Genomic DNA, 22,989 nt, shown 5'->3' on the forward strand with positions numbered 1-22,989 from the left:
CGGACGCGCGGAAAGTCGGCAGAGCCGACGTCCTGCGCAGGGCGCCGGCCTCACCCCAACCCACCACCGGCCCGCACGAGAAGTCGGCGGGATCGACTTCCCACGCCACGAAAGGCCCACGGGCAAAGCCGACAGGGCCAACCTCCCACACAGGACGACCAGGCCACGAACTCACCACCCGACCACCACCGGCCCGCACACAAAGTCGGCGGAGTCGACTTCCCACGCACAAAGCAGCCGGCCCCGAAGGCAAGCGGCACGGCCGGAGCGGCGCAGCCCACATGCAGGGCCCACACGACCAACCTCCCCACAGAACAACCCGCCCCCAGACCCCGACCACCCCGACCACCACCGGACGCGCGGAAAGTCGGCAGAGCCGACGTCCTGCGCAGGGCGCCGGCCTCACCCCAACCCACCACCGGCCCGCACGAGAAGTCGGCGGGATCGATTTCTCGCGCCACGAAAGGCCCGGCCCCGAACGCGAGGTGGCGTGGCCGCCCGCGGGGAACGCCGACAGGGTCAACTTCCCGCACAGGACGACCAGGCCACGAACTCACCACCTGACCACCACCGGCCCGCACACGAAGTCGGCGGAGTCGACTTCCTGTGCACGAAACAGCCCACCTCGAAGGCGAGGTGGCGCCACCCGCACGCAAAGCCGGAACCACCGACCTCCCCGCAGGACGGCCGGGCGCCAGGCACCAGGCACCAGGCACCAGGCACCAGGCAGCCAACCACCCCCACGCGCAGGAAGTCGGCGCAGTCGACTTCCCACGCACAACGCACCCAACCCCGAAGGCGAGGTGACGTGACCGCCCGCGTGGAACGCCGACAGGGCCGGCCTCCCGCACAGGGTGGCCGGGAGACCCTCAACCACCCGACCACCACCGGCACGCGCGAGAAGTCGGCGCAATCGACTTCCTGTGCGCGGCGGTTGGGACGCCGCTGCGGGCGAGGGAGGGGGCGGGTTCGCCCCGTCCGGCCGCCGGGGCCTGTGCCCTCCCGAGAAAGGGGCAGCTGGGCGTCGTCGTGCTCCGCCCGCGCCTGCTCCCGTGGCCGTCCGGCCCCGTCAGCGCGCGTGGGGAAGAGTCGGGGGCGCAACGGTGCGGGGTGGGAGGGGGCTGCCGGTGGAGTGGCAGGTGTTCGGGCCTCGGCAGGTGTTCGGGAGCCCGGGGGTCGAGGTCCGGCTGGACGACGTCGACATCCCCGGTGTCGGCCGGATCGCCCACCACGTCGTCCGCTACCCGCACGCCTGGACCACCGCCATCGTCACCCACGCCCACGGACACCCCACGGCTCGCGGCGCCATGGGGTGCCACCCCTGCGGCCCCCGGCCAGGCGGCCACCGGCGCAGCTCGCACCCTCCCCCAGGACCGGCACCGAGAATCCTGCCCCCGGCTGTGATGCGACGGAACATCAGGTACGCGGGTGAGCAGCCCGAGGCGGTGCCGGGCGAGGCCGCGGCGCGTGAGCTCGCTCCCCCGGTCGCGCGGTGACCGGAGCGCGCCAGCACCTCAGCCGGCCTCGGGCAGGCGTTGCCGCCGGGTCTGCCCGTCCCGGTCCGCACTCGGCGGTCGCGGTGCTTGGCCGCCGCGTGGAACACGCGGTGCCGCCCGTCCCGACCGCCAGCCCACCCCCTGCGGCGGTTCGGTACGCCGAGTGCGCCCGCAGGCGCGGTCCGGTGCCCCGGCCCGGCGTCTGCGGCCCCTGAGCGGGCCTCACCCCCGGTCGCCCACCGGCTTCGGCGCGGCCCGCGCCAGGGCGGCGCCGCGGGCCGCGCACAGCGGCGGAGACGATGCCGGGCGTCCTGGCCGCCGCCTGACCGGCGGCGCGGCCGCGGCCCGTTCCTCGCCCCGGGGGGCCGTCGGCCTAACGGTCGTCGGCCTTCGCGGCACAGGGCCCGGCAGTCGGCCGGCCGTGGGCCCACAGGCCGGTGCCGGGCGCGCCGCCCCGGTGCGCCGTGCGGCGTTCAGGTGCCCTCGGCGGGCGGGATGTTGGTGCTCAGCAGGGTGAGGCCGAGATGGGTCAGAGTGTGAAGGACCGTCCTGCGCTCCCGGGTCAGGGTGGTCAGCCCGGCCTTGCGCAGGACGGTGGCGTGCTCGCTGGCGCTGGCCGGGGAGATGCCGGCCCGCTGCGCCAGCTGTGTCGTCGTGCAGGCGGGATGGTCGGCGATGACGCACAGCACGATCGCTCTGCTGCGGCCCAGCAGCGCGGTCAGGGCCGGCGGCACCAGGGCGTCGCCTCGGCGGTTGCCGGCCGAAGGTGCCCACAGGGCCGCCGCATCGAGCGGGTCGTGCAGTGCCTGGTAGGCCATGACCACCGTGTCGTCGTCAGGGCCGGCGAACAGCTGGGGAACCGGCCCGCAGAACACCGACGGAGCCACCACCAACGAGCGGCCCCACAGGTGGAGGTCGGCTCCCGGATGGATCAGCGGCCGGTAGGCGGAGATCTCCAGCACCGGCGGGTTCCACACGGCCATCGGGTGCAGGGCCTCCAGGAGCGCTCCCACCCCGCCGGCCGCCATGAGGCGGCCCCGGCGCGCCACTTCGCCCTGGAGGTGCTGGTCGATGCGCGGCCAGTAGGGGGCGACCGCGACCTGGTGGCAGTGCCGCAAGGCGACGCCCAGGCGCCGCAGCGCCTGCGGAGCGGCGTCCATCGCCTCGGCCAGCCACGGCGCCGCAGGCCCCACCGGGCGCGGGAAGTCGACTGTGCCGACTTCCCACACACGAAACAGCCGCCGGCGGGCGGCGGTCAGTAGTCCCAGACCACCGGGACGAAGCGGAACGTGCCACTGCCGGCGTCCGCCACATGACAGACGGACGGGAACGGCAGGTGCGTCGCCACCAGCTGCCCACCGCTGGACACGAGCTCCTCCAGCAGCCGGACCCGGACACGGGCCGACTCCTCGGGGTCGTGGTCGAAGCCGTTGTGCCAGTCGGGCCTGTCGAACCCGCACTGGAACACGGCGTCGCCGGCGAACGTCAGCCGATCGCCACCGGACTCCAGATGGACGATGCTGTGACCAGGAGTGTGCCCACCGGTACGGCGCACCACCACCCCCGGCGCCACCTCGTACTGCGCCTCGAACGGCCGCAACTGGCCGCCGTAGACCTCCAAAAACCGCGAGGCAGTCGCACGCAGCACCTGCGGCACCGGCCCCGGCATGTCGGTACGCGAAAAATCCGGCGCCGCCCAGAACTCGGCTTCCGCAGCCGCCAGATGGACCCGCACATCGGTACGCAGCCGACCCCTCAGCCCCTCCACGAGCAACCCGCCGATATGGTCCATATGCAGATGGGTGAGCACCACGTCGGTCACCGACACCGGATCGATCCCAGCAGCCTCCAGCCGCATCGCGAGCCGCCCGGCCCGCGGGAAACCCGGGAACTCCGCGCCCACACCGGAATCGATAAGGACAGTGCGCCCACCACTGCGCACCACAGCCACGTTCAGCGGCCAGTCGATCGACTCCAGCGACAGGAACATGTCGGCGAGCCAGACCTTCAGATCGGCCACGGGAGCGTTGGTCGCCATCGTCACAGGAGCGATCGGCAGCACCCCATCACTGATCACCGTCACATCGATGTCCCCGACCTTCAACACATAGCGCGACGGGACACGTTCGTCACACCCCGGCGCGACGGGACGGACAGTGGTATCCCAGCTCATGATGTTCTCCTCTGGACCAGCGTCAACCAACGGCATCGACGGCACGCCACAAGGTGCACCGCCCTGACACACCTACCGACCGGACAACAACCCGATCCGTGACAGCCACCCCCGGGCCACCAAGCCACGGGGCCACGGCACGGGGGTCGGGCCCGGCTTCTGCTCCAGGCCCTGCGGGCCGGGTGGGAAAAGTGGGATCGGAGGCCCTCGGGGGTGCGGGAAACGGCCCCGTGCGGGGCTTGGGCGGGGGCCCGGCCGCGCGCGGGCGCCGGCCCCGCACTGCCGGGGCGGGCGCCTTCGGGCAGGCTCCCACGCGGCCGTCCACGCCTTCGACGAACAGGGTCTGACCTGGTGTTATGCGGAAATTCGCCTAGGCTGTGGGGGCTCTGCCCGGCCACCTTCGGAGGGGAAACTCGTGAGCCAGGACAACCACCCGTACACCGCCGCCCGCATCCAGGTGCTGGAGGGGCGGGAGGCCGTTCGCAAGCGGCCCGGGATGTACATCGGATCGACCGGTGAACGCGGCCTGGGGCACATGGTGTTCGAGATCGCCGACCGGCCGGTGAACGAGGTCCTGGCGGGCCGGGCCGGGCGCGTCGAGGTCACCCTGACGGCCGACGGCGGGGTGCGCGTGGCCGACGACGGCCCGGGCGAGGACGGCGTGGAGGCCCTGCTGACCCGGCTGCGCTCCGGGGCGGGGCCCCGCGGCCGCCACCACGTGACGCTCGGCCACGCGGGCGTGGGGCCCTTCGTCGTCAACGCCCTGTCGAGCCGGATGACGGCCGAGGTGCGGCGCGCGGGGGTGTGCCGGGTGCAGGAGTACGCGCGCGGCGTCGCGCTGGGCCCGCTCACCGAGACGGGGCCGGCGGCCGGCAGCGGGACCGTCCTCACCTTCTGGCCGGACACCGGGATCTTCGGGACCGCGCGGCTGCCGTTCGACGCGGTGGCGGACCGGTTCCGGGAACTTGCGCTGCTGAACCGGGACTTGGACGTCTCGCTGACCGACGAGCGCCGCCCGGACGACGTGCGCTCGGCGCGGTTCCACTTCTCCGGCGGGGTGCGGGAGTTCGTCGCCCTCCTCGACGGCCCGGACGAGGCTCCCGCCGTCACGGACGTCTTCGGCTTCGAGGGCGAGGACCCGCGGATGGCGGGGACGGTGGAGGTGGCCCTGCGGTGGCGCGGCAGCGGCCAGGAGCGGGTGCGCGGCTTCGCCAACAGCCGGCCCACCCCCCGCGGCGGCGGCCACGAACACGGCCTGCGCGACGGGCTCGCGACCGCGGTCGACGCCTACACGCGCCGCCGGCCCCTGCCCGCCGCCACGGCGCACGCCGCACCGAACGCCGACCTGAGCGCCGACCTGTCCGCCGGGCGGGTCGGCACGGGCAGCTGCCCCCGCAGGCACGACGCCCGGGCGTACCGCCACCATCAGCGTCGTCGCGGCAGCGCGCAGCATGCCACCCGAGCGGTGGGAGGCGAGGGAGACGTCCGCGACGGCTGGCCGGTGGCGACACGCGATCGGGAAAAATCGCTGTCCGATCGCCGGGGCGCGGTGATAGACATCCGGCGTGGAAAAGAATCTTGAGTTCCCCGACCTGCTGCGACTGATCGATGAGCGGTCGACCGCCTTCCGCGCCGCGGTCGCCGCCGCGCCCGGTCTCGACGCGGAGGTGCCGAGCTGCCCCGGGTGGACGCTGTTCGATCTGGTGAAGCACCTGGGTGGGGGAGACCGGTTCTGGGCCGCCATCGTCGGTGCGGGGCCGGCCGACGCTCCCCCGGCCGAGGCCGCCGCCGCGCGCGCCGCGCTGGAGCTGCCGCGGGAGCGTGAGGCCCTGCTGGCCTGGCTGGACGCGTCGACGCAGCTCCTGCTGGGCGCCCTGCGCGAGGCGGGACCGGAGAGCGGTTGCTGGACGTGGTGGCCCGCGTCGCAGTCACCGCGGACCGCCGGCGGAGTCGCCCGGCACCGGGTCCAGGAGACCGCGGTGCACACCTACGACGCCCAGCTCGCCGGGGGCGCCCCGCAGCCGCTGCCGGTCGAGCCGGCACTCGACGGTGTGGAGGAGTTCCTGTTCACCGTCTGCGCAACGCCGAGTGCCTGGCCGCACAAGCCGACGGCCTTCGACTTCCACGCCGCCGAGGGCCGCTCCTGGCGCCTCACCGTCGACGGCGACGGTGCACGCGTCACCCGCGTCCCCGCGCCCACCGCCGCGGCCGGCGAGGACTCGGACGCGGCCGGCGCCTCCGTCCACGGCACGGCCAGTGAGCTGGTCCTCTACCTGTACGACCGGATACAGGCCGAGTCCTTGCACGTTGACGGGGACGCAGGGCTGCTCGACCTGCTCCGTGCCTGGGAGCCGGAGGAGAAGTAGGACGTGGCGGGGGCGGCCGGCCGCGCCTCGACCCGGGTGGGACGCGGCTCCTCGCCTGGTTCGTCAGGCTCGGCACCGGGCTCAGACGGTTCCGCGGCGAGGCCGGCCCCGGTCCGGGGCCGCGCTCCCCGTCCCACGAATCCGTCCCACGAGCCCGTCACGGCGGTTGCGGTGTCGACCTCAGGCTGTCCGGTCGATGACGGCCCGGCCGGCGCGTTGCAGTGCCTCGTCGTCCTCGACGTTCCCGAAGAAGCCGCCGCTTCGGCGGACGAGGCGGAGTTCGGCGTGGATCCGTGGCAGGGCGGGTGCGGCGGCGGGGCCCATCCGCCGCAGGCAGTCCAGGACCGGGCCTGCGGTCGCGTCGTTCTCCTCCCAGGCCTTCAGCAGCACGGGCAGAACGGCCTCGGCCTCGGCCGGGCCGCCGATGTCGTGGATCGCGGCGGCGGCGTGCACCCGGGTCCGGACATGGCCGGCTTCGGACAACTGCCGTAGCCGGGGCAGTGCCACGGCAGCCGGCCCCCCGATCCGGCCGAGGGCGTCGGCGGCGTCGCGGTTCTTGTCGGTGTCGAGCAGGGCGATCAGCCGCGGCACGGCATCGGTGGGGTCGCGTTCGATGTCCCACAGGGCCTTCACGGCTGCGAAGCGCAGGTCCGGATCCTCGGCGTCGGCGAGCGGCCGGACCGTCTCCAGCGCGGACGCGGCGCCGGTGCCGAGGGAGCCCAGCGCACGGAGGGCCGCGCCGGCGGTCTGCCACTGCTCCCGCTCGACGGCCGTGGTGAGGGCCGTGGTGAGCGCGGGTACGGCCGCCGGGTCACCGAGTCCGTCGAGGGCGGCCATCAGCGTGGGGGCGGATCCCCAGGGCCAGGAGAAGTCCGCGTCGGCCAGGCGCCGGGTCAACCTCGGCACCAGTTCCCCGGCGGCCTGCGGGAGACGGCCGACCACGTGCACGGCACGCCAGTCGTCGGTGCCGGTGTCGAGCGCCGTCAGCAGGCTGGGCAGGGCTCGCTCGTCGCCGAGGCCGGCCAGCACCGTGACCGCCTGCTGGTGGGCCCGGCGCAGCAGCGGGTGCCGGGTAACCCAGACGTTGGGGCCGTGGGTGGTGCGGTGTGCTTCGACGAGGTTGGCGAGGGCTTCGCGTGCGGGTTCGGCGAGGGTGGCGGGGAGCTTGCCGAGGGTTTCGGCCGCTTCGGCGGTGGTGTACGGGTCGTCGGGGAGCAGGCAGTCGGCGAGCTGGAGGACGAGGCCGGTGTGGTCGCCGCGCCAGGAGCGGATCAGGTCCCAGGTCATGGCGATGGCGTCGTAGCGGACGGCCGCGTCGGGGCTGCGGAGCTGGGCGGTGAGCAGGGCGGTGCGCTCGGGTACCCGCGCGTCCAGTACCCGGTGGAGGGTGGTCAGCAGTTCGGTGGTGGGGGCGTGGACGCGGCCGCGGCGGTCGAGGTCGGCGAAGGCGGCGGCTATCTGCGGCGGGGCTCCGTGGTGCGGTGCCGGTTCGGTGGCGAGGTCCGTGCACGCGCACTGCCCGCAGTCCGCCGGTCGGGCCTCGGGCTCGGATTCGGGCTCGGGCTCGGATTCGGATTCGGGCTCGGATTCGGATTCGGGCTCGGATTCGGGCTCGGGTTCCGGTTCGCGGGTGAACTGCTGGAGCAGACGGATCGCCGTCGGAACGAGGCCGTCGTCGATCGCCTCCGGCGTGCACACGGCCCGGTGGACGAGGGCGGCGAGCCGGATGTCGGCGTCCAGCGCGGGGCCGGCCGCCAGGGCGGCGAGCCAGCTCGTCACCGGGCCGAGCGCGGCCGGCAGTCGTCGGGCCAGCGTCGCGGCCGTCTCGATGGCCCGCAGCCGCTCCACGGTGCCGCTCTCGGCCGCCAGCCGCTCGCGCAGCAGGTCGAGCGCCCGGTCGGCGTCGTCGAGGAACAGCCCCAGGGCCGGGACGGCGGCCTGCCGCACCTGCGGGTCCGGGTCCGCCGCGTGCCGAACGAAGTCCTCGACGCGCCCACGCAGCTGAGGCACGACATCCGCGTAGGGCGTCGACGCGTGACCGGACGGACCGTAGTAGACGCCGTCGGGGTCGCAGTCGAGTGCCGCGCTGCCGATGCTGAGCACGAGCCGCAGGACAGCCGCGCGGTCGGGCGCCTGGGGATCGTCGGCGAGCGCGAACAGGAACGGCAGGCTCGCTGCCGTGCACGCGTAGACGTCGCCCTGGTGATGGGCCGAGCCGTAGAAGCTGCTGAAGGCACTCTCCCGGACGCCGGGGTCGGCTGAGGCCATCTGCTCCAACCACAGCGGGACTTCGTCGGCCGGGCCGTAGGCGTGGCCCATGGACGACCAGTCGACGCGGTCGAGGCCCTCAAGTCTGTTGATCATGGACCCACAGTGACACGGGGTACTGACACTGCCACCAGCCCACAGCGGGCCGTGTCGGCCATTCCCCACGCCGGCCCTCGCGCGCATGCGCCGACCTGACAGCATGTCGGCGTGACTGGAGAGGTACACAACCACAACGAGGGATCGCCCGGGAACCTGGTCCAGGCGGGGAGCATCGGCGCCGTCTATCTCGGCTCCGCCCCCGCTCCCCGGCGCGGAGAGCCGGTCCCCGCCGATGCCGGGGAGGCCGCCTTGGACGGGCTGGCCCGCGAGGTCCTGGAGCAGTGGCGTGACGAGGCCAACGTCCGCGGTCTGCGGGAGCGGGTTCCGATGGTGGTCCCGTGGGAGCTGGAGCCGGCCCATGGGAGCGACTCGGCCTCGGGGCTCCCCGAGCGGCTCGGGTTCGAGGACGTGGTCGCCCGGCTCCGGGCGCTCACACCGCACCAGTTGGTGGTGACCGGGCCGGGCGGGGCGGGGAAGTCCTCCCTCGTCGTGCTGGTCGTGGTCGAGCTGCTGGAAGCCAGAGCCACGGTCCCCGGCTCACCGGAGAGCGTCCCGGTCATCCTGTCGTTGTCGGACTGGGAACCGGGAGTCAGCATCCAGGACTGGGTGATCAGGCGTATCGGCGAGGACTACGGCCATCTCGTCGCGGGCCTGGACCGGACCACCGTCGAGTCCCTGGTCCGGGACCGGCGGATCGTTCCCGTGCTCGACGGCTTCGACGAGCTGCTGCCGCTGGCCCGCGGCAACGCGGTCGAGGCGCTGAAGCGCGCGCTCGGCACGAAGGACCCCCTGGTCCTGACGTCCCGCCCGGAGGCCTACCAGCACGCCGTGGACGCCTCACCGGCGCTGCGCGGTGTGCCCGTGCTGCGCGCCCTGCCCGTCCCGCCGCAGGCCGGCCGCGCCTACCTCGCCCAGATGTGCCACCGGGACCGAATCGGCCCCTGGCAGGCCCTCTTCGACGCGATGGACACCGACCCCCACGGCCCGGTCGCCACCGCCCTGTCCTCCCCACTGATGCTCTGGCTCACGGCGACGGTGTACGCGCCGAAGGACTCCGACCCCCGGGAACTGCTCGATGCGACACGGCTGCCCACGCGCTCGGACATCGAGGGCCACCTCCTGGACGGGCTGATCCCGGCCGTCTGCGCGCAGGGCCCGCGACCCTCCTACCTTCCCGGGCCGGTGCGCCGTTGGAGCCCCGACCGCGCGCCCGCGTACTTCCGCTTCCTGGCCGACGACCTGCACCGCCGACGCACCCACGACATCGCCTGGTGGCAGCTACGCAGCCTGCCGACCGAACCGGCCGTCTGGGGCGCCGTCGTCCTCGTCGTGGTGGCCGCCTGCGGCACCACGGCCGGCTACGCGATCGCGGCACTGGCCGCCCTCCTCGGCGCCGCTCCCCCGCGACCCGGCATCGGGATCCCGGAAGTGGGCCAGGCGCTCGGGGCCGTCACCGCGATGGCCGTCATCGCCACGGCGCTCGGACGGGTCTTCACCAGGCACCTGTTCAGCGGCTTCGACCACCGCCCGCGACGACCGGCCGCCGGAGCCGCCGGACGCCTGATGCTGGCCGCATCGGCCGCCGCCACGACCGCCGTCGGCGTGGCCCTGCCCGGCACCACGTCGGCGACCCTGTGCGTCTTCCTCCTCCCCGTCCTCTCAGGCGTCCTGCTGACCCGGTCGACCGAGTTCGACATGGCGGCCAGACCGAGACGGTTGCTGCACGACGAGCGCACGATCGCCCTGGTCGAAGCCGCACTGGTCGCTCCGGCCGTCGCCGGCACCTCACTGGCGTTCTTCCACTGGCTCAACGGCGATCCGCTGCTCGTCGGCGGCGCCCTCGTCGTCAGCTGGTCGTGCTCGGCCGCGGTGCTGATCGCCCTCAGCCGGTGGGGCCGCTGGACCGCCACCCGCCTCGTCCTGGCGGCGAGGCGACGTCTGCCACGCGACGTGCTGGGCTTCCTGGAGGACGGCCGCCACTCGGGCGTGCTGCGCCGGGTCGGCGGGGTCTACCAGTTCCGGCACGCCGAGCTGCGCTCGCGGCTCACCGGCGGGGCGCCGGGCAGGCTGCCCGACGATGCGGCGGGGCCGCGCGAGGTGCTGCTCAGGAGCAGCGTGCGAAGCCTCGGAGCCCTGCGGGCGCTGGCGTTCGATCTGCTGGTGCCGGTCGCCGTGTTCCTCCTGGTGGTCTCGCCGATGTCCTCGGGATCGGGCTTCCGGGGCGACTGGTACCGGACCTGGCTGCTGCTCGTACGCCACGGGTCCGTCCTGCTCGGCGTGCTCGGTGTCCTCGTCCTCGGGGCACTGGCGCTGCGGGCGGTCGCGACGCGACTGCGGATCGACGACGAGGGCGTGGAACTCGACGGTGGCCGCAGGCTGCGGCTGCGCTGGGACGACGTGGCGGAGGTACGGGTACTCAGGATCCGGTCCCACCGGAACAGGGAGACCGGATCCCTCGTTCTGGTCAGCTCGTACTACCTCGTGATGAAGCCGGTGCCCGGACGGGAGCCGCCGCGCTCCCGTACCACCTCGGACGGCTGGATCCGGGTGTGGGAGCTGGGCCCCACCGAGGTGGTGCCGCTCGATCTGGACGTCGCGCTGACCCGGTTCGCCGGCGACCGCTGGCGCCGTGACGTCTGAGCCCTGAAGCCGGTGGCAACGCGGGAGGAAGGCCGCCGCAGGCCGGCGGTGGCGGGCCGGCGGCAGCACGGCTCAGGCCGCGACCGCCTCGACCACCGACAGGACCGTCTGCGTGGGGAGGATGCGGGACAGGCGCAGGCCGGCGGCGGAGAAGAGCTGCGCGAAGTCGGTCTCCGTGCGTTCGCGGCCGGTAAGGGAGGCCATCATCATCAGGTCCAGGGCCTTGGACTGGTGGGGGTCGTTGCCCCGGGGCACGACGGCGTCCAGCACCAGGACCCGCCCGCCCGGGCGCAGGGCACGGCGGCAGTGGCCCAGGATCGTCGCGCACGCGTCGTCGTCCCAGTCATGGGTGATCCGCTTGAGCAGGTACACGTCGCCGGGCGGGACCGCGGTGAAGAAGTCGCCCTCCGCCAGGGACCAGCGCCCCGCGACCCCCTTGTCCGCCTCCAGGCGGTGGCCCGCCAGGACGTGGGCGCGGTCGTACAGGACACCCTCCAGCCCGGGGTTGCGCCGCAGGACCTCCGCCAGGAGGCCGCCGTGACCGCCGCCGACGTCCACGACGGTTCCGGTCCCGGGGAGTTCGCACACGGCCGCGATCGGCGCGTTCTCCGGGTCGGACATCGCCGCCATGCCCACGTGGAAGACGGCGGCGGTCCGCTCGTCCTGGGCGAAGTGCTCGAAGAACGGCATCCCGAAGATGGCGTCGAACGCCGTGGTCCCGTCGGTGAGACAGCGGGACAGTTCCCCCGCCGGGCGCCACATGGTGCGGTCGGTGAGCATCTGGACGGCCGTGCGCGCGGAGTACGGGACGTCGCCGCGCAGGGCCTGTCCGGCGTCGGTCAGCGTGAACCGGCCGTCCTCGTCCTCCGCGACCACGCCCCTGGTGGCGAGCAGGCGCAGCACCCGGTGGAGGCTCTGGGGGTGGGTTCCGGTCGCGGCGGCGAGTTCGGCCGGCGTGGCGGGGCCGTTCCCGAGGTGGTCGGCCACACCCACGTCGGCGGCGGCGCGCAGGGCCGCGGGGTAGAGGAAGCCGAGGGCCTCATCGACGAGGAAGGCGCTGGAACGACGCAGTCGAGCGTCCTGGGCGCTGCCGGCGGACGCCTCGTCAGTACCAGCGGTGCCGTTGCCGCAGGCCTCGTTGTTGTCCTGGCGCATTCCGATTCCCTTCTCGAATCCGTGGTTGCGCTTGGGACCGTGCCCAGGCACGACCGCCCCGAAGCCCGGCTTCACCCGTTGCCGCGCTCGCCGCGGGCACCCGGGGCAGCTGCTTCCGGGCGTTCCGGGGCGGAGGCGGCGTCGTCCCCGGGTCCGCGTGCCGTGTCCGGGGACAATCCGGATTGTCCGCCGTTCACCTGGGCCGCGACTGGTTTTCGTGGATGGACAATCACCTGGTCCCGCAGGGTGGGAAGTCCACCGGGGCTTCGGACGAGGGACTCGCCGTGCTCATGAGCACCTCGCACCGACGGTGCGTGCGGGCCCGGACGGGCCGCCCCGGTTCACCGGCAGTACCCACCACTTCGGAAGGAATCCGTTCGTGATTCGTCTACGCACCCGCCTCGCCACCGTGACCGCGGTCCTCGCCCTGGGCGCCGGCGCCGTCGTGGCGGCCGCGCCCGCCGCCAGCGCCAAGACGGCGTGCTGGGGGGACATCGTCACGGCGCAGGACTACACCGGCCAGGCGATCTCCGTGGCCATCCACGGCAATCTGGACGGCGCCCGGGACCTCGCCGGATACGCCCTGAATTTCACCACCACCGGAAACTGCGCGGCCTCTCCGGTCATCGTGGACGTCGAGGACGCCACCAATGCGCTCCGCCGTGGACAGAACGAACTCTCCTGGGGGGACGCCGACAGCGCCGTCTACAGCCTCCGTTCCGCGTACGCCTCGTTGGAACAGGCGAGCTACACCGCCTGAGCAGGGGAACGGCGGCCTCGACGACGGCCGAGCCGTCGTCGGGGCCGCGGCAGCACCCGCTCGCCCGGATAGGGACGGCGGGGACCACCGCACGCCCGACGACAGCAAGCCCCACGACGAAGGGTCCGAACTTCCATGCAGAGCAGGCGGATCTTCTCAGCACTGACGGTCTCCGCGGTGCTGGCGGGCCTCGTGATCGGCACCGCCGGCCCGGCCGGCGCATACCCCCAGGTGAACCTCTGCGGCAGCTCGTACGGCTCACTGAAGCAGTACCCGATCGTCGACGAATACAGTGGCCGCCGGGTGGGCTGGATCGATACCTACTACAGCAGCGGCTCCGGCAAGAACTGCGCCATCGCCCGAGGCGATGACGCGCAGGCGAAGGACTTCTCGAAGATCACCGTCGCCATCAAGACCACCAGCCAGACCGGCTGGGCGCAGGAGGACGGCGAACTGCAGTACTACACCAAGTACGCGGGGCCGGTGTACGTCTACGCCCCGGGCAGCACGTGCATCGACGTGTACGGCTTCTTCTTCTACCGGAACGGCGACGACGAGGTTCTGAGTCGCGCCAGCGGCGGCGGTACCGGGCTGCGCTGCTGAGACCGGCTCGCTCCCCCGCGCGGGGTGGCCCCCGGACGGGGCCGCCCCGCGGACCGACCACCGATCGGCCCCGTGTCCGCCGGGGCGGCTCGCCGGGAGACGACCGATCCTGTTGTCTCCAGCGGCATTTCGTGCCCTCCCGCAGGGGTCGGTACGGTCCGACGCATGGAGTGGAGCTTGCGACTGGCTGGAGGCGAACAGCCGCCGCGAGCTGCACCGCCACGGCTGGCGGCAGCTCTTCGCCGAGTACGACGCGGTGGTGTGCCCCGTCACGCCCACTCCCGCGTTCCCGCACGACCACGAGCCCGATCCGAGGGAGCGCCGGCTCGACATCGACGGCGTCGCGTACCCGTACTTCGACCAGCTCGTCTGGGCCGGTCTGGCCACCATGCCCGGCCTGCCCGCCACCGCCGTACCGGCGGGCCGGTCCCCCGAGGGCCTGCCGGTGGGAGTGCAGATCATCGGTCCGATGTTCGAGGACCGCACCCCGCTGCGGCTGGCCGAACTGCTCGAACAGCGGATCGGCGGCTTCCGGGCACCGAGCTGACCTCCGCCAGGCGCCGCCGGCCTCGGCGGCCAGGGCTTCGGCGCGGACGGTCGGATGGCCGGGGCCGCCGGTCGGGGGCAAAGCGCAGGCAAAGTACGATCAGTGGGCTCGCGTCCCCGACTCTGTGAGGAGTACCCCGGATGGTGTTCAAGCGGCTTCTCGGCGCCCTGGGCGTCGGTGGACCCAGCGTCGACACGGTGCTGTCCACCCCGACCGTCCATCCCGGCGGCACCCTGCACGGCCAGGTCAACCTGGTCGGCGGCGACCGCGACGCCGACATCAACGGCATCACGCTCCACCTGACCGCCCGGGTCGAGGTCGAGTACGAGGACAGCGAGAGCCACACCGTCCAGGAGTTCGCGCGGGTGCCCGTCTGCGGCCCGCTGCGGCTGGCCGCCGGGCAGCAGGTCGCCGTGCCGTTCGCCTTCCCCGTGCCGTGGGAGACACCGCTGACCGCGATCGGGAGCCACCACCTGACGGGCATGGCGCTCGGGGTCCGCACCGACGTGGACATCGCCGGCCAGCTGGACCGCGGGGACAACGACCCGCTCGCGGTGCAGCCGCTGCCGGTGCAGCAGCGGGTGCTGGAGGCGCTGGCGGCGCTCGGCTTCCACTTCCACCGGGCCGACCTGGAGGCCGGCCGGATCCACGGCACGGGCCAGACGCTGCCGTTCTACCAGGAGATCGAGTACAAGGCGGCACCGCAGTTCGCCCAGCGCTGCAACGAGATCGAGCTGTCCTTCGTCACCGACCCGCACCGGGTCGAGGTGGTGCTGGAGTTCGACAAGCGCGGCATGTTCCGCGGCGGCGACTCGGTGCGTACGTTCCTGCTCGACCACGCGGCCGGGCAGCACGACCTCACCGGCACGGTGGACGGCTGGATCCGCGGCGTGCTCGGCCACTGACCGCGCCCCGGGCGGGGCACGCCGGGCGCGACCGCGGCGCGGCCCGTTACGGCGCCTCGCCGGACGCGGGCGCCGGCCGTGCGGCAGCGGCCCGGGCCGCTGCTGCGGCCTGGGTCCGGGCCTCCTGGGCGGCCCTGGCCGCGAGCGGGTTGACGTCGGCACGGCGCGCGTGCTGCATGGTGGTCAGCCGGTGGACCAGCATGATCGCCGCGGCCGCCGCCACCAGCCGCAGCGCCGACCCGGCGGCCTCCACCCGGACGGCGTTGCGCAGGGTCTCGAGGTCGTCGGGGAACAACGGGTTCACGCTACGCACCATGGTGGCGGCGATCCGGCCGACGACCAGTGAAGCGATCCAGGTGGACCACCACACGCCGAGCACCGTCTCCGACGTCGTGCGCCGCCTTCCCTCCGCGTCCAGCGGCGCGCTCGCCCGCCAACAGTCCGCCATCAGCTGCCAGGGGAACCAGAGCTGGACGATCGGGGTGAACCAGGCGCCGATGGTCCACCCCCGGCCGAGGCGGTGCCCGTTCGGCAGCAGCAGCTCGGCGTTCCGGCGGATGCGGTAGAACCAGACGATGAACACCACGGCGGTGGCCAGCGCCAGCGGGAGGAACACCCCGTTGGCCGCGTTCGCCACGGATTCCACGGCGTCGAAGTCGTCGAGGTCGGCGTCGCCCGAACCGTCCAGCACCCGACCCAGCAGCACATCGGACCAGAGGTCGACGGCGACGACCACCGCCGCCACCGCGGCGTTCAGCGCCAGCAGGACGTGCACGGCCACGGCGAGGCCGTTCGCCGGGCGCAGCGCCGCCGCCCATCCGGGGGCCGCCTCCGCGCAGCCGAAGCAGCGGCCGCTGTCCGTCCCCGCAGGGCGCGCCCCGCATGCCAAACACACCATCAGGTCTTCAACTCCTGGAATCGCCGGGCGTGCTCGATCACGCACGCCGGTGCACCATCGCCCCGACCGGGGCGGGCGCGCCGACTCTAGGGGATCCGCGACCTCACCTGCCAGCGAGAATCCCAGCTCGGCGGCGGTATCGCCAGATAGCCGACAGATCACCCCGAGGGGCCCTGCGCCGGGCCACCCCGCGCCCGGCGTCTCGCGCCCAGGGGCCGTAGAGGAGTCGTCAGGTGGCCGTACCGGGGCTGTCAGGTGGCCGTACGGCACGGCCGGGCGGGCGGGTCACAACTCAATGGTTGTCAGGTTCTCGACATGGGAAGGGGGCAAGCCACAGACCACCGACCGGGAGGACCATCCGTGCACCGCACCACCGCCAGAACCGCCACCGCACTGCTCGCCGCCGCACTCGCCGGGACGGCGCTGGGGTCCGCACCGGCCTGGGGCCGCCCCGCGGACGTGGCACCGACGACGCGTCAGGTGGAGGTGTTCGCCGAGGACGGCGGCATTTCCCGCGCCCAGGCCCCGGCCGCCTCCCCGTACCTCGCCGACCACTCCCAGGGCGTGGCGCCGGTGCGGGGCGACGGCGAGGTGACGGCGCTGGTGCGCAACGGCGAGCCGGCCACCAAGCTGGACGTGGTGGTGATCGGCGACGGGTACACCGCGCAGGAGCAGGAGAAGTTCCGCACGGACGCGACCCGGAAGTGGCAGGAGCTGACCTCCGTCGAGCCCTACGCCGCCTACCGGGGGCTGTTCAACGTCTGGGCGGTGTCCGCCGTCTCCCCCGAGTCCGGGGTCACCGGGGATCCGGACCAGGCGACGGTGCGACACACCGCGCTGGGCTCGTACTTCTGGTGCGACGGCGTGGAGCGGCTGCTCTGCGTGGACGAGAAGGCCGTCGAGTCGTACGCGGCGAAGGCCCCTCAGGCGGACCTGGTGCTCGTGGTGGCCAACACCGCGAAGTACGGCGGCGCCGGCTACAACGACGTCAAGTCCCCGCTCGGCTACGAGGGCATCGCCACCGTGGCCGGCGGCAACGCGAAGTCCGGGCAGATCGCGGTGCACGAGATCGGGCACTCGCTGGGCAAGCTGGCCGACGAGTACGCGTACGACGGCCAGGGGACGTACCAGGGCGACGAACCCGCCGAGGCCAACATCAGCACCCTGACCGCCGACCGGATGCGCCGCCAGGGCACCAAGTGGTCGCGCTGGCTGGGCCAGGCCTCGCCGGACGGCGGCACGGTCGGCACGTACGAGGGCGGCGGCTACTACCCCACCGGGCTCTACCGGCCGACCGAGAACTCGATCATGCGCTCGCTCGGACGCGAGTTCAACCTGCCCGGGCGGGAGGCGATGATCGCGGGCTTCTACCGCCACGCCACCCCGCTCACCAGCCCCACCGCCGAGGGCAGTCGGCTCACCGCCTCGGACCGCCTCACCGTCGACCTGCCGGTCGCCGGCACCCGGCTGCGCTGGTACCTGGACGGGCGGGAACTGCCCCGGCTGGGCGACCGCACCGCGCTGGACCTGGCCGAACTCAAGCTGACCGGGCCGCGCTCCCGGCCGCACCTGCTCACCGCCGTCGCCACCGACCCGACCCCGGCCGTCGCGGACCCGGCGCTGCGCACGAGGCTGACCGCGAGCCTGTCCTGGCTGGTGACGCGGTAGGGGCGGAGCGGACGCTGGTCTCGGCTGCGAGGGAGGCGGCCTCGGCCGTGACGCGGTCTCAGCCGCGTCACGGCCGTCGATACCCGCTTAACGAGAAGGCACGCCGGCCTCGTCCTCGCTGCCACCCGGCTCGCCCCGACCCCTGATCGCGGCGAGCCGGGCGGCCCACTCCCGTTCGGCGAGGGCGAGGCCGCGCTCCAGCGTCTCCACGAGCACCGTCCGGCTCACCGACACCACCGTCGGCTCATGCCCGGACTCGGCGCCCCAGGCGGCACCGTCGCCGTCACGCATCCGACAGGCGAGGTGCACCCGGTCGCCGTCAGGGAACGCGAACGCCGTCACCTGGTCGGTGCACTCCCCCCATTCCAGGAACTCACACCGCGCGAACGCCTGCTCGGCCTCCGCCGCGGTCCCCGTCCCCGTCCCGGCGTCGTCGTACAACCGGTTCTCGACCGTGCGAAAGTACTCGGACGGCGAGGTGAACCCCACCGGCGGCGCAGTCGTCGGGCGGAGGCGACCGAGCTCGTCCCTGAGCTTCTTGACCAGCAGTGGCGGGTAGAACGCGTTGTCCCACGCGTTCACATGGAGCCCGCCGACGAAGACGTCGACGCACAGCAGCCCCGGGTCCTGTTCGACGTGGAACTCCAAGCCGAATCCGCTCCGCGACCCGACCAACACGGCAGCCTCCCCGACCCCGGCGCGACACCCGTCACGGCCCGACCCCAACCCTACTGAGCCGCCTTCGGTCCACGGCCGGGAACCCGGTCGTCGCCGGGGCCGGGGCTCAGTCCTCGCGACCGTCGAGCAGCGCGAGCCGGGCCGTCGCGTCGTCGGCGAAGCGGGCGAGCAGGCGGATCAGGTCGTCGCGGTCCTGGTCCGGCCAGTCGGCGAGGGTGTCGCCGAACCAGCCGAGCAGGAAGGCGAGGTAGCGGTTGGCGGCCTCGGCGCCGGCCCCGGTGGGTTCGATCAGGCGGGCGCGGGCGTCGTGCGGGTCGGGGATGCGCCGGACGAGGTCGCGCTTCTCCAGGACCTGGACCTGGCGGGTGATGTGCGGGCCCACGACCTGCATGCGGTCGGCGATCTCGCCGATCCGCAGGGGCTTTCCGGCGGTGCGCAGGGTGACGAGCACGCCCACCGCGGGCCGGTCGCGCCCCAGGCCCGCCGCCTCCGCCGCGCGTTCGACCAGGCGGCCGCGGGTCATGGCGGCGCCGAGCCGGGAGATCCGGGTCAGCGCGGCGAGCAGGTCGGGGCGCGGCTCCCCCGGTTCGCGGGCCTCGGCGGACTCGGCGGACATGGGCGCCTCCATTTGCATACCTAAGGTAGGTATCTGTACGGTGTGGGGGTGACCGCCGCCCTCGAGGGTGACGTGCGGCCTGCATAAAGATACCTGAGGTACGCATCTCTGCTGGTCCGGTGCGTATCCGTGTCCACCGACGTGCCGGCGGGAGGACCTGCCGGGAAAGTGAGAGGCCATGAACACCGTGTCGCGCCCCGCCCGTCGAGTCCTGGTCTCCGGAGCGAGCATCGCGGGCCCCGCGCTCGCCTACTGGCTCGACCGGTACGGCTTCGAAGTGACCGTCGTCGAGAAGGCCGCCGCCGTACGCGGGGGCGGCTACGCCGTCGACATCCGCGGCACCGCCCGAGAGGTCGTGGAGCGCATGGGGCTGCTGCCGCGCCTGCGCGCCGCCCACGTCGACAGCCGGCGAATCACCTTCGTCGACCCCGCCGGACGGCAGGTCGGCTCGCTGCGCCCGGAGCAGCTGACCGGCAGCGAGGCCGGTCTCGACCTGGAGGTCCGGCGCGGCGATCTGGCCGACGCCCTCCAGGAGGCGCTGGGCGACCGGGTCGAGTTCCTCTTCGGCGACTCGATCGCCGAGCTGGACGACGACGGGGACGCCGTCCACGTGGTGTTCGACAGCGGCGTCCGCCGCGACTTCGACCTCGTGGTCGGCGCGGACGGGCTGCACTCGAACACCCGTCGGCTGGTCCTCGGCCCCGAGGAGCGCTTCCACCGCTACCTCGGGCACGTCTTCGCCGGCTTCACCCTCCCCAACGAGTTCGGCCTCTCCCACGAGGGCGTGATCTGGAACGACGTCGGGCGCGGCGCGGTCCTCTACGCGCACGAACCCGCCGACCGGGTGCACGGCTTCCTCACCCTCACCCGCGACGTCCCGCCCTTCGAGGCCTTCCGCGATCCGCGGGCCCAGCGCGAACTGGTCTCCGCGCACTTCCCGGAACGGGTCTGGTACCTGCCGCGCCTGGTGGCGGCGATGCGGGATGCCGACGACCTCTACTTCGACATCGTCAGCCAGATCCAGCTGCCGGGCTGGTCGCGCGGGCGGGTGGTCCTCGCGGGCGACGCCGCGCACGCCACCTCGTTCCTGTCCGGCCAGGGGTCGAGCGTCGCCCTGGTCGGCGCGTACGTCCTGGCCGGCGAGCTGGCCACGCACGCCGACCACACCGGCGCCTTCGCGGCCTACGAGCGCCGGACGCGTCCCTTCGCGGAACGCAACCAGGCCCTGGCCACCGGCGGCGGCACCGTGGTGACACCGACGACCCGCGAACAACTGGAGGCCCGCAACGCCCTGTTGCGTGACCCGGCGGCCGTCGCCTCGGAGCTGGCGACGGCGGGCGCGCAGGCGGGCCGGGCCGCGCACTCGGACCTGCTGCTGCCGGACTACGCCCGGGCGCGGTGACGCCCGGGCGGTAACCCCGGTGAGACGACAGGTGCCGGTCTCCCCGCTACGGCAGCGGAATGCGCACCACCTGCGGGTCGTGGTCGCTGAGCTGCGTGCTGAACTCGCTGTTGATGTGCACGATGTCGTAGCCGTACGACGTGGCGGCCAGCGAACCGGAGATCAGGATGTGGTCCAGCACCTGCGAGTTGCCCTCGTACACGTAGGTGTAGCGCTCGGGCAGCGGCAGGGTGCGCGGCAGGTCGGTGAGCGAGCCGCCGGCGGTGAGGATGTCGGTGGTCCGGGAGAACTCGAAGTCGTTGAGGTCGCCGAGCACGATGACCGAGGCGTTCGGGTCCACCGCCAGGATCTGGTCGGTGAAGTTCTTCACCACGGCGGCCTGGGCGTGGCGCTGGCTCTCCGAGGGGTGCGCCGGAGGCTGGTAGCGGCCGAAGAGCGGCTGGTCGCCGCCCTTGGAGTTGAAGTGGTTGGCGATCACGAAGACCGGCTTGCCGTTCCAGCGGAACTCACCGGCGAGCGGCTTGCGGCTGGAGTCGAACGCCGCGTTGGACGGGTCGATCCGCCCGGGCGAGTAGGCCAGCCGCGGCGTGCCGCCCGCGTTCACCACGGAGTCGGCGGTGGTCGGCCCGGCGCCGGGACGGTCGGTGAAGGAGAGGCCGCGGTCGGTGCGGAACAGGAACACCTGGCGGATGTTGCCGCCGGGCTGCCCGCCGTCCTGGCCGTCCACCGGGTCGATCTCGCGGTAGGAGTAGGCGGGGCCGCCGGCCGCGGTGACGGCCGCGGTGAGCTTGGCCAGGGTCTGGGTCGCGCTCACCGTGCCGTCGCCGGTGGCACCGCTGTCGTCCTGGATCTCCTCCAGGGCGACCAGGTCGGGCGAGCGCAGGTTGGTGACGATGCCCGCCGCGAGGCCGTCGAACTTGCTCTGCGGGTCGGACGGGGCGAGGTTCTCCACGTTGAAGGTGGCGACGGCGAGCTGGCCGGCCGTCGGCGCGGCGGTGACCTCGGCCGCGGTGCCGCCGGAGGTGACCGCCGGGGTCGCCGTGACCTGGAGGGTGAAGTTGCCGAAGGCGTAGTCGAGCACGCCGACCGTGGCACCGGTCAGGGTGTCGCCCACGTTGGCGGTCGGCGTGGGCGCGAGCGCCTTCCCGAGGACGACCCGCTCCGGGTTGCCGTCGTTCGCCTGAAGCAGGATGCCGCCGCGGCTGGTGCGGGTGCCACTGCCCTGCGGGACGACGGGGACCTCGCCGAACTTGTTGGTCGGGCCGACCACGGCCGCGTTGTCGATCTCGACCCGCATGCCCTCCAGGGACTCCCAGAAGTCCAGGCCGTCGGTGGCGGGCTGGAAGTTCCCCGCAGTCTCGACGTCGCCCGAGGTGACGCCGGAGATGACCGCGGACGGGGGTATCCGTCCGCCCTGGCCGACCAGGGTGGCGGCGGGCAGCGGCGCGTTGTGGGCGACCACCGTGACGGTGGGCGCGGTCAGTTCGGTGATCGACAGGTTGGTGGTGCCGCCGGTGCCGCCCGGACGGTACTGGCTGACGGTGGCACTGACCGTGACCGAGTCGCCGACCGCGACCGAGGGCGCGCCGGCGGTGTAGACGTAGACGCCCTCGCTGGTGCCCGGGTCGTTGTCGGGCTGCGGGTCCTGGAACCAGAAGCCGTTGGGGCCGACGGCCGTCACCACCCCGGGCACCGCGCCGACCGCGCTGCCGGCCAGCGGGGAGGTGCGGGCGGCGCCCTGGATGTCGTGGATGCGGGTGCCGCCGGTGTTGCCGCCCCCGCCGGTGGAGGAGGAGTTGCGCGGCGCGGGCGCGCCGATCGCGAAGTCCGCCGCGTTGTCGTCGGTGTCGGTGGCGCCGCCGCCCGTGCGCAGGGCGGCCGTGGTGTTCGACAGGTTGCCGGTCGGCGAGCCCTCCGCGGAGCCGGCGCTGCTGCCGTAGCCGACGAAGTCCTTCACCCCGGGCTGGGTCGCGCAGCCCGAGGCGCAGGTCAGCGCCGTGCCGTTGGTGACGAGGGCGACCTTGCCGGAGGTCGCGGACAGGGCGATCGCGCCGGTGGCGTCCGGCGTCGGCAGCGCGGCGCCCGCACCAGCCCCGGCGGCCTCCTGGACCAGGAGGTAGTGGCCCGGCGCGATCGTCCCGGAGAGGGTGGTCCGCGACCAGCTCGATCCGCTCGCCGACGCGTACTGCACCGTCCAGCCGGTGACGGACACCGTGGTGGTGCCGCGGTTGTACAGCTCGACGAAGTCGTTGGCGTACGGGGCACCGGAGTTGCCGCCACCGCCGTACACCTGGCTGATCACGACGTCGGGCGACGCCGCGTGCGCCACGCCGCCGGGCAGCGCCACCAGCGCCGCCACCACGGCCACGGCGGAGGCCGCCGCCGCCGCCGTTCGGCGCCGAACTCGCGGTGTTCTCCGGGTGGTTCGGGGATCCGAGGTGGTCCGGGGATCCGCCGTGCTCCGGGGATTCGAGGTGCTCCGCATGAGGCTGACTCCTGACCACCGCCGGGCTCGTGGCCCGGCGGTGTGACCACGGATGGGAAAGCTTGGGCGCTGCGGTTCTAGGGCCTGTGTGAGGTTGTGATCAACGAGTCGTTCGTAGGAGGTCGTCGATCCAGATCATCGCGGCGCGGAGGTGGAGGCCGGCGAGGTAGCTGTCGGGTGTCTTGTCGCAGCGGGTGGCGATGCCTCGCCATGCTTTCAGCCTGTTGATC

17 protein-coding genes and 1 pseudogene are annotated in these 22,989 nt (G+C 73.5%); 10 read left to right on the forward strand and 8 right to left on the reverse strand.

Annotated features, from left to right (window positions below; all coding sequences use genetic code 11):
- Positions 1-1,139: 1,139 nt before the first annotated feature.
- A complete protein-coding gene (locus tag ACZ7RU_RS12845; protein ID WP_470340930.1) occupies positions 1,140-1,496 on the forward strand; it encodes a hypothetical protein in 357 nt (118 codons plus the stop codon).
- A gap of 473 nt (positions 1,497-1,969) precedes the next feature.
- On the opposite strand, the gene ACZ7RU_RS12850 is transcribed toward ACZ7RU_RS12845, so the two are convergent.
- Together ACZ7RU_RS12850 and ACZ7RU_RS12855 are read right to left on the reverse strand one after the other, a co-directional pair.
- The gene (locus tag ACZ7RU_RS12850; RefSeq protein ID WP_470340931.1) at positions 1,970-2,689 is read right to left on the reverse strand and encodes a winged helix-turn-helix domain-containing protein; all 720 of its coding nucleotides are present in this window, start codon (positions 2,687-2,689) and stop codon (positions 1,970-1,972) included.
- A gap of 62 nt (positions 2,690-2,751) precedes the next feature.
- Positions 2,752-3,669 (reverse strand): MBL fold metallo-hydrolase, encoded by a 918-nt coding sequence (locus tag ACZ7RU_RS12855; protein WP_470340932.1) that lies wholly within the window; start codon positions 3,667-3,669, stop codon positions 2,752-2,754.
- Between the two features lie 415 nt (positions 3,670-4,084).
- Between ACZ7RU_RS12855 and ACZ7RU_RS12860 the strand changes: the two genes are divergently transcribed.
- Both ACZ7RU_RS12860 and ACZ7RU_RS12865 read left to right on the forward strand, forming a co-directional pair.
- A complete protein-coding gene (locus ACZ7RU_RS12860; RefSeq protein WP_470340933.1) occupies positions 4,085-5,251 on the forward strand; it encodes a DNA gyrase subunit B in 1,167 nt (388 codons plus the stop codon).
- Positions 5,235-6,035 carry a maleylpyruvate isomerase family mycothiol-dependent enzyme gene (locus tag ACZ7RU_RS12865; RefSeq protein WP_470340934.1) on the forward strand — a complete coding sequence of 267 codons (801 nt, stop codon included), beginning with the start codon at positions 5,235-5,237 and terminating at the stop codon, positions 6,033-6,035. The genes ACZ7RU_RS12860 and ACZ7RU_RS12865 overlap by 17 nt, the downstream gene beginning before the upstream one ends.
- 180 nt (positions 6,036-6,215) lie before the next feature.
- Here ACZ7RU_RS12865 and ACZ7RU_RS12870 read toward each other — a convergent pair whose 3' ends face one another.
- A complete protein-coding gene (locus ACZ7RU_RS12870; RefSeq protein ID WP_470340935.1) occupies positions 6,216-8,399 on the reverse strand; it encodes a HEAT repeat domain-containing protein in 2,184 nt (727 codons plus the stop codon).
- A 111-nt stretch (positions 8,400-8,510) separates the two neighbouring features.
- On the opposite strand from ACZ7RU_RS12870, the gene ACZ7RU_RS12875 reads away from it, so the two are divergent.
- Positions 8,511-11,042, forward strand: a complete 2,532-nt coding sequence (locus ACZ7RU_RS12875) for a hypothetical protein (protein ID WP_470340936.1) — start codon at positions 8,511-8,513, stop codon at positions 11,040-11,042.
- Between the two features lie 72 nt (positions 11,043-11,114).
- On the opposite strand, the gene ACZ7RU_RS12880 is transcribed toward ACZ7RU_RS12875, so the two are convergent.
- Positions 11,115-12,197, reverse strand: coding sequence for a methyltransferase (locus ACZ7RU_RS12880; RefSeq protein WP_470340937.1), 1,083 nt, complete (start codon positions 12,195-12,197; stop codon positions 11,115-11,117).
- A gap of 379 nt (positions 12,198-12,576) precedes the next feature.
- On the opposite strand from ACZ7RU_RS12880, the gene ACZ7RU_RS12885 reads away from it, so the two are divergent.
- The 4 genes and pseudogenes from ACZ7RU_RS12885 (at position 12,577) to ACZ7RU_RS12900 (ending at position 15,012) form a co-directional block, all read left to right on the forward strand.
- Entirely contained in the window at positions 12,577-12,957 is a 381-nt protein-coding gene (locus ACZ7RU_RS12885) for a hypothetical protein (protein ID WP_470340938.1), read from the forward strand.
- 135 nt (positions 12,958-13,092) lie between these two features.
- On the forward strand, positions 13,093-13,560 hold the full coding sequence (locus ACZ7RU_RS12890) for a hypothetical protein (RefSeq protein ID WP_470340939.1): 468 nt from the start codon (positions 13,093-13,095) through the stop codon (positions 13,558-13,560).
- A gap of 181 nt (positions 13,561-13,741) precedes the next feature.
- A pseudogene (locus ACZ7RU_RS12895) lies at positions 13,742-14,107 on the forward strand (amidase family protein); the annotation flags it as partial.
- Between the two features lie 140 nt (positions 14,108-14,247).
- The gene (locus ACZ7RU_RS12900; RefSeq protein ID WP_470340940.1) at positions 14,248-15,012 is read left to right on the forward strand and encodes a sporulation protein; all 765 of its coding nucleotides are present in this window, start codon (positions 14,248-14,250) and stop codon (positions 15,010-15,012) included.
- Between the two features lie 46 nt (positions 15,013-15,058).
- Here ACZ7RU_RS12900 and ACZ7RU_RS12905 read toward each other — a convergent pair whose 3' ends face one another.
- Positions 15,059-15,910 (reverse strand): DUF4328 domain-containing protein, encoded by an 852-nt coding sequence (locus ACZ7RU_RS12905; RefSeq protein ID WP_470340941.1) that lies wholly within the window; start codon positions 15,908-15,910, stop codon positions 15,059-15,061.
- A gap of 360 nt (positions 15,911-16,270) precedes the next feature.
- Here ACZ7RU_RS12905 and ACZ7RU_RS12910 point away from each other — a divergent pair, with 360 nt between their 5' ends.
- A complete protein-coding gene (locus tag ACZ7RU_RS12910; RefSeq protein ID WP_470340942.1) occupies positions 16,271-17,578 on the forward strand; it encodes a M64 family metallopeptidase in 1,308 nt (435 codons plus the stop codon).
- A gap of 87 nt (positions 17,579-17,665) precedes the next feature.
- Here ACZ7RU_RS12910 and ACZ7RU_RS12915 read toward each other — a convergent pair whose 3' ends face one another.
- Positions 17,666-18,226 carry a hypothetical protein gene (locus tag ACZ7RU_RS12915; RefSeq protein ID WP_470340943.1) on the reverse strand — a complete coding sequence of 187 codons (561 nt, stop codon included), beginning with the start codon at positions 18,224-18,226 and terminating at the stop codon, positions 17,666-17,668.
- A 136-nt stretch (positions 18,227-18,362) separates the two neighbouring features.
- Positions 18,363-18,872 carry a MarR family winged helix-turn-helix transcriptional regulator gene (locus ACZ7RU_RS12920; protein WP_470340944.1) on the reverse strand — a complete coding sequence of 170 codons (510 nt, stop codon included), beginning with the start codon at positions 18,870-18,872 and terminating at the stop codon, positions 18,363-18,365.
- A 178-nt stretch (positions 18,873-19,050) separates the two neighbouring features.
- Between ACZ7RU_RS12920 and ACZ7RU_RS12925 the strand changes: the two genes are divergently transcribed.
- Positions 19,051-20,274 carry an FAD-dependent monooxygenase gene (locus tag ACZ7RU_RS12925; protein WP_470340945.1) on the forward strand — a complete coding sequence of 408 codons (1,224 nt, stop codon included), beginning with the start codon at positions 19,051-19,053 and terminating at the stop codon, positions 20,272-20,274.
- A 46-nt stretch (positions 20,275-20,320) separates the two neighbouring features.
- Here the strand turns inward: ACZ7RU_RS12925 and ACZ7RU_RS12930 are convergent, their stop codons facing one another.
- The gene (locus tag ACZ7RU_RS12930; RefSeq protein WP_470340946.1) at positions 20,321-22,642 is read right to left on the reverse strand and encodes a lamin tail domain-containing protein; all 2,322 of its coding nucleotides are present in this window, start codon (positions 22,640-22,642) and stop codon (positions 20,321-20,323) included.
- Between the last annotated feature and the right edge of the window lie 347 nt (positions 22,643-22,989).

The organism is Kitasatospora sp. NPDC114501, assembly GCF_055633695.1.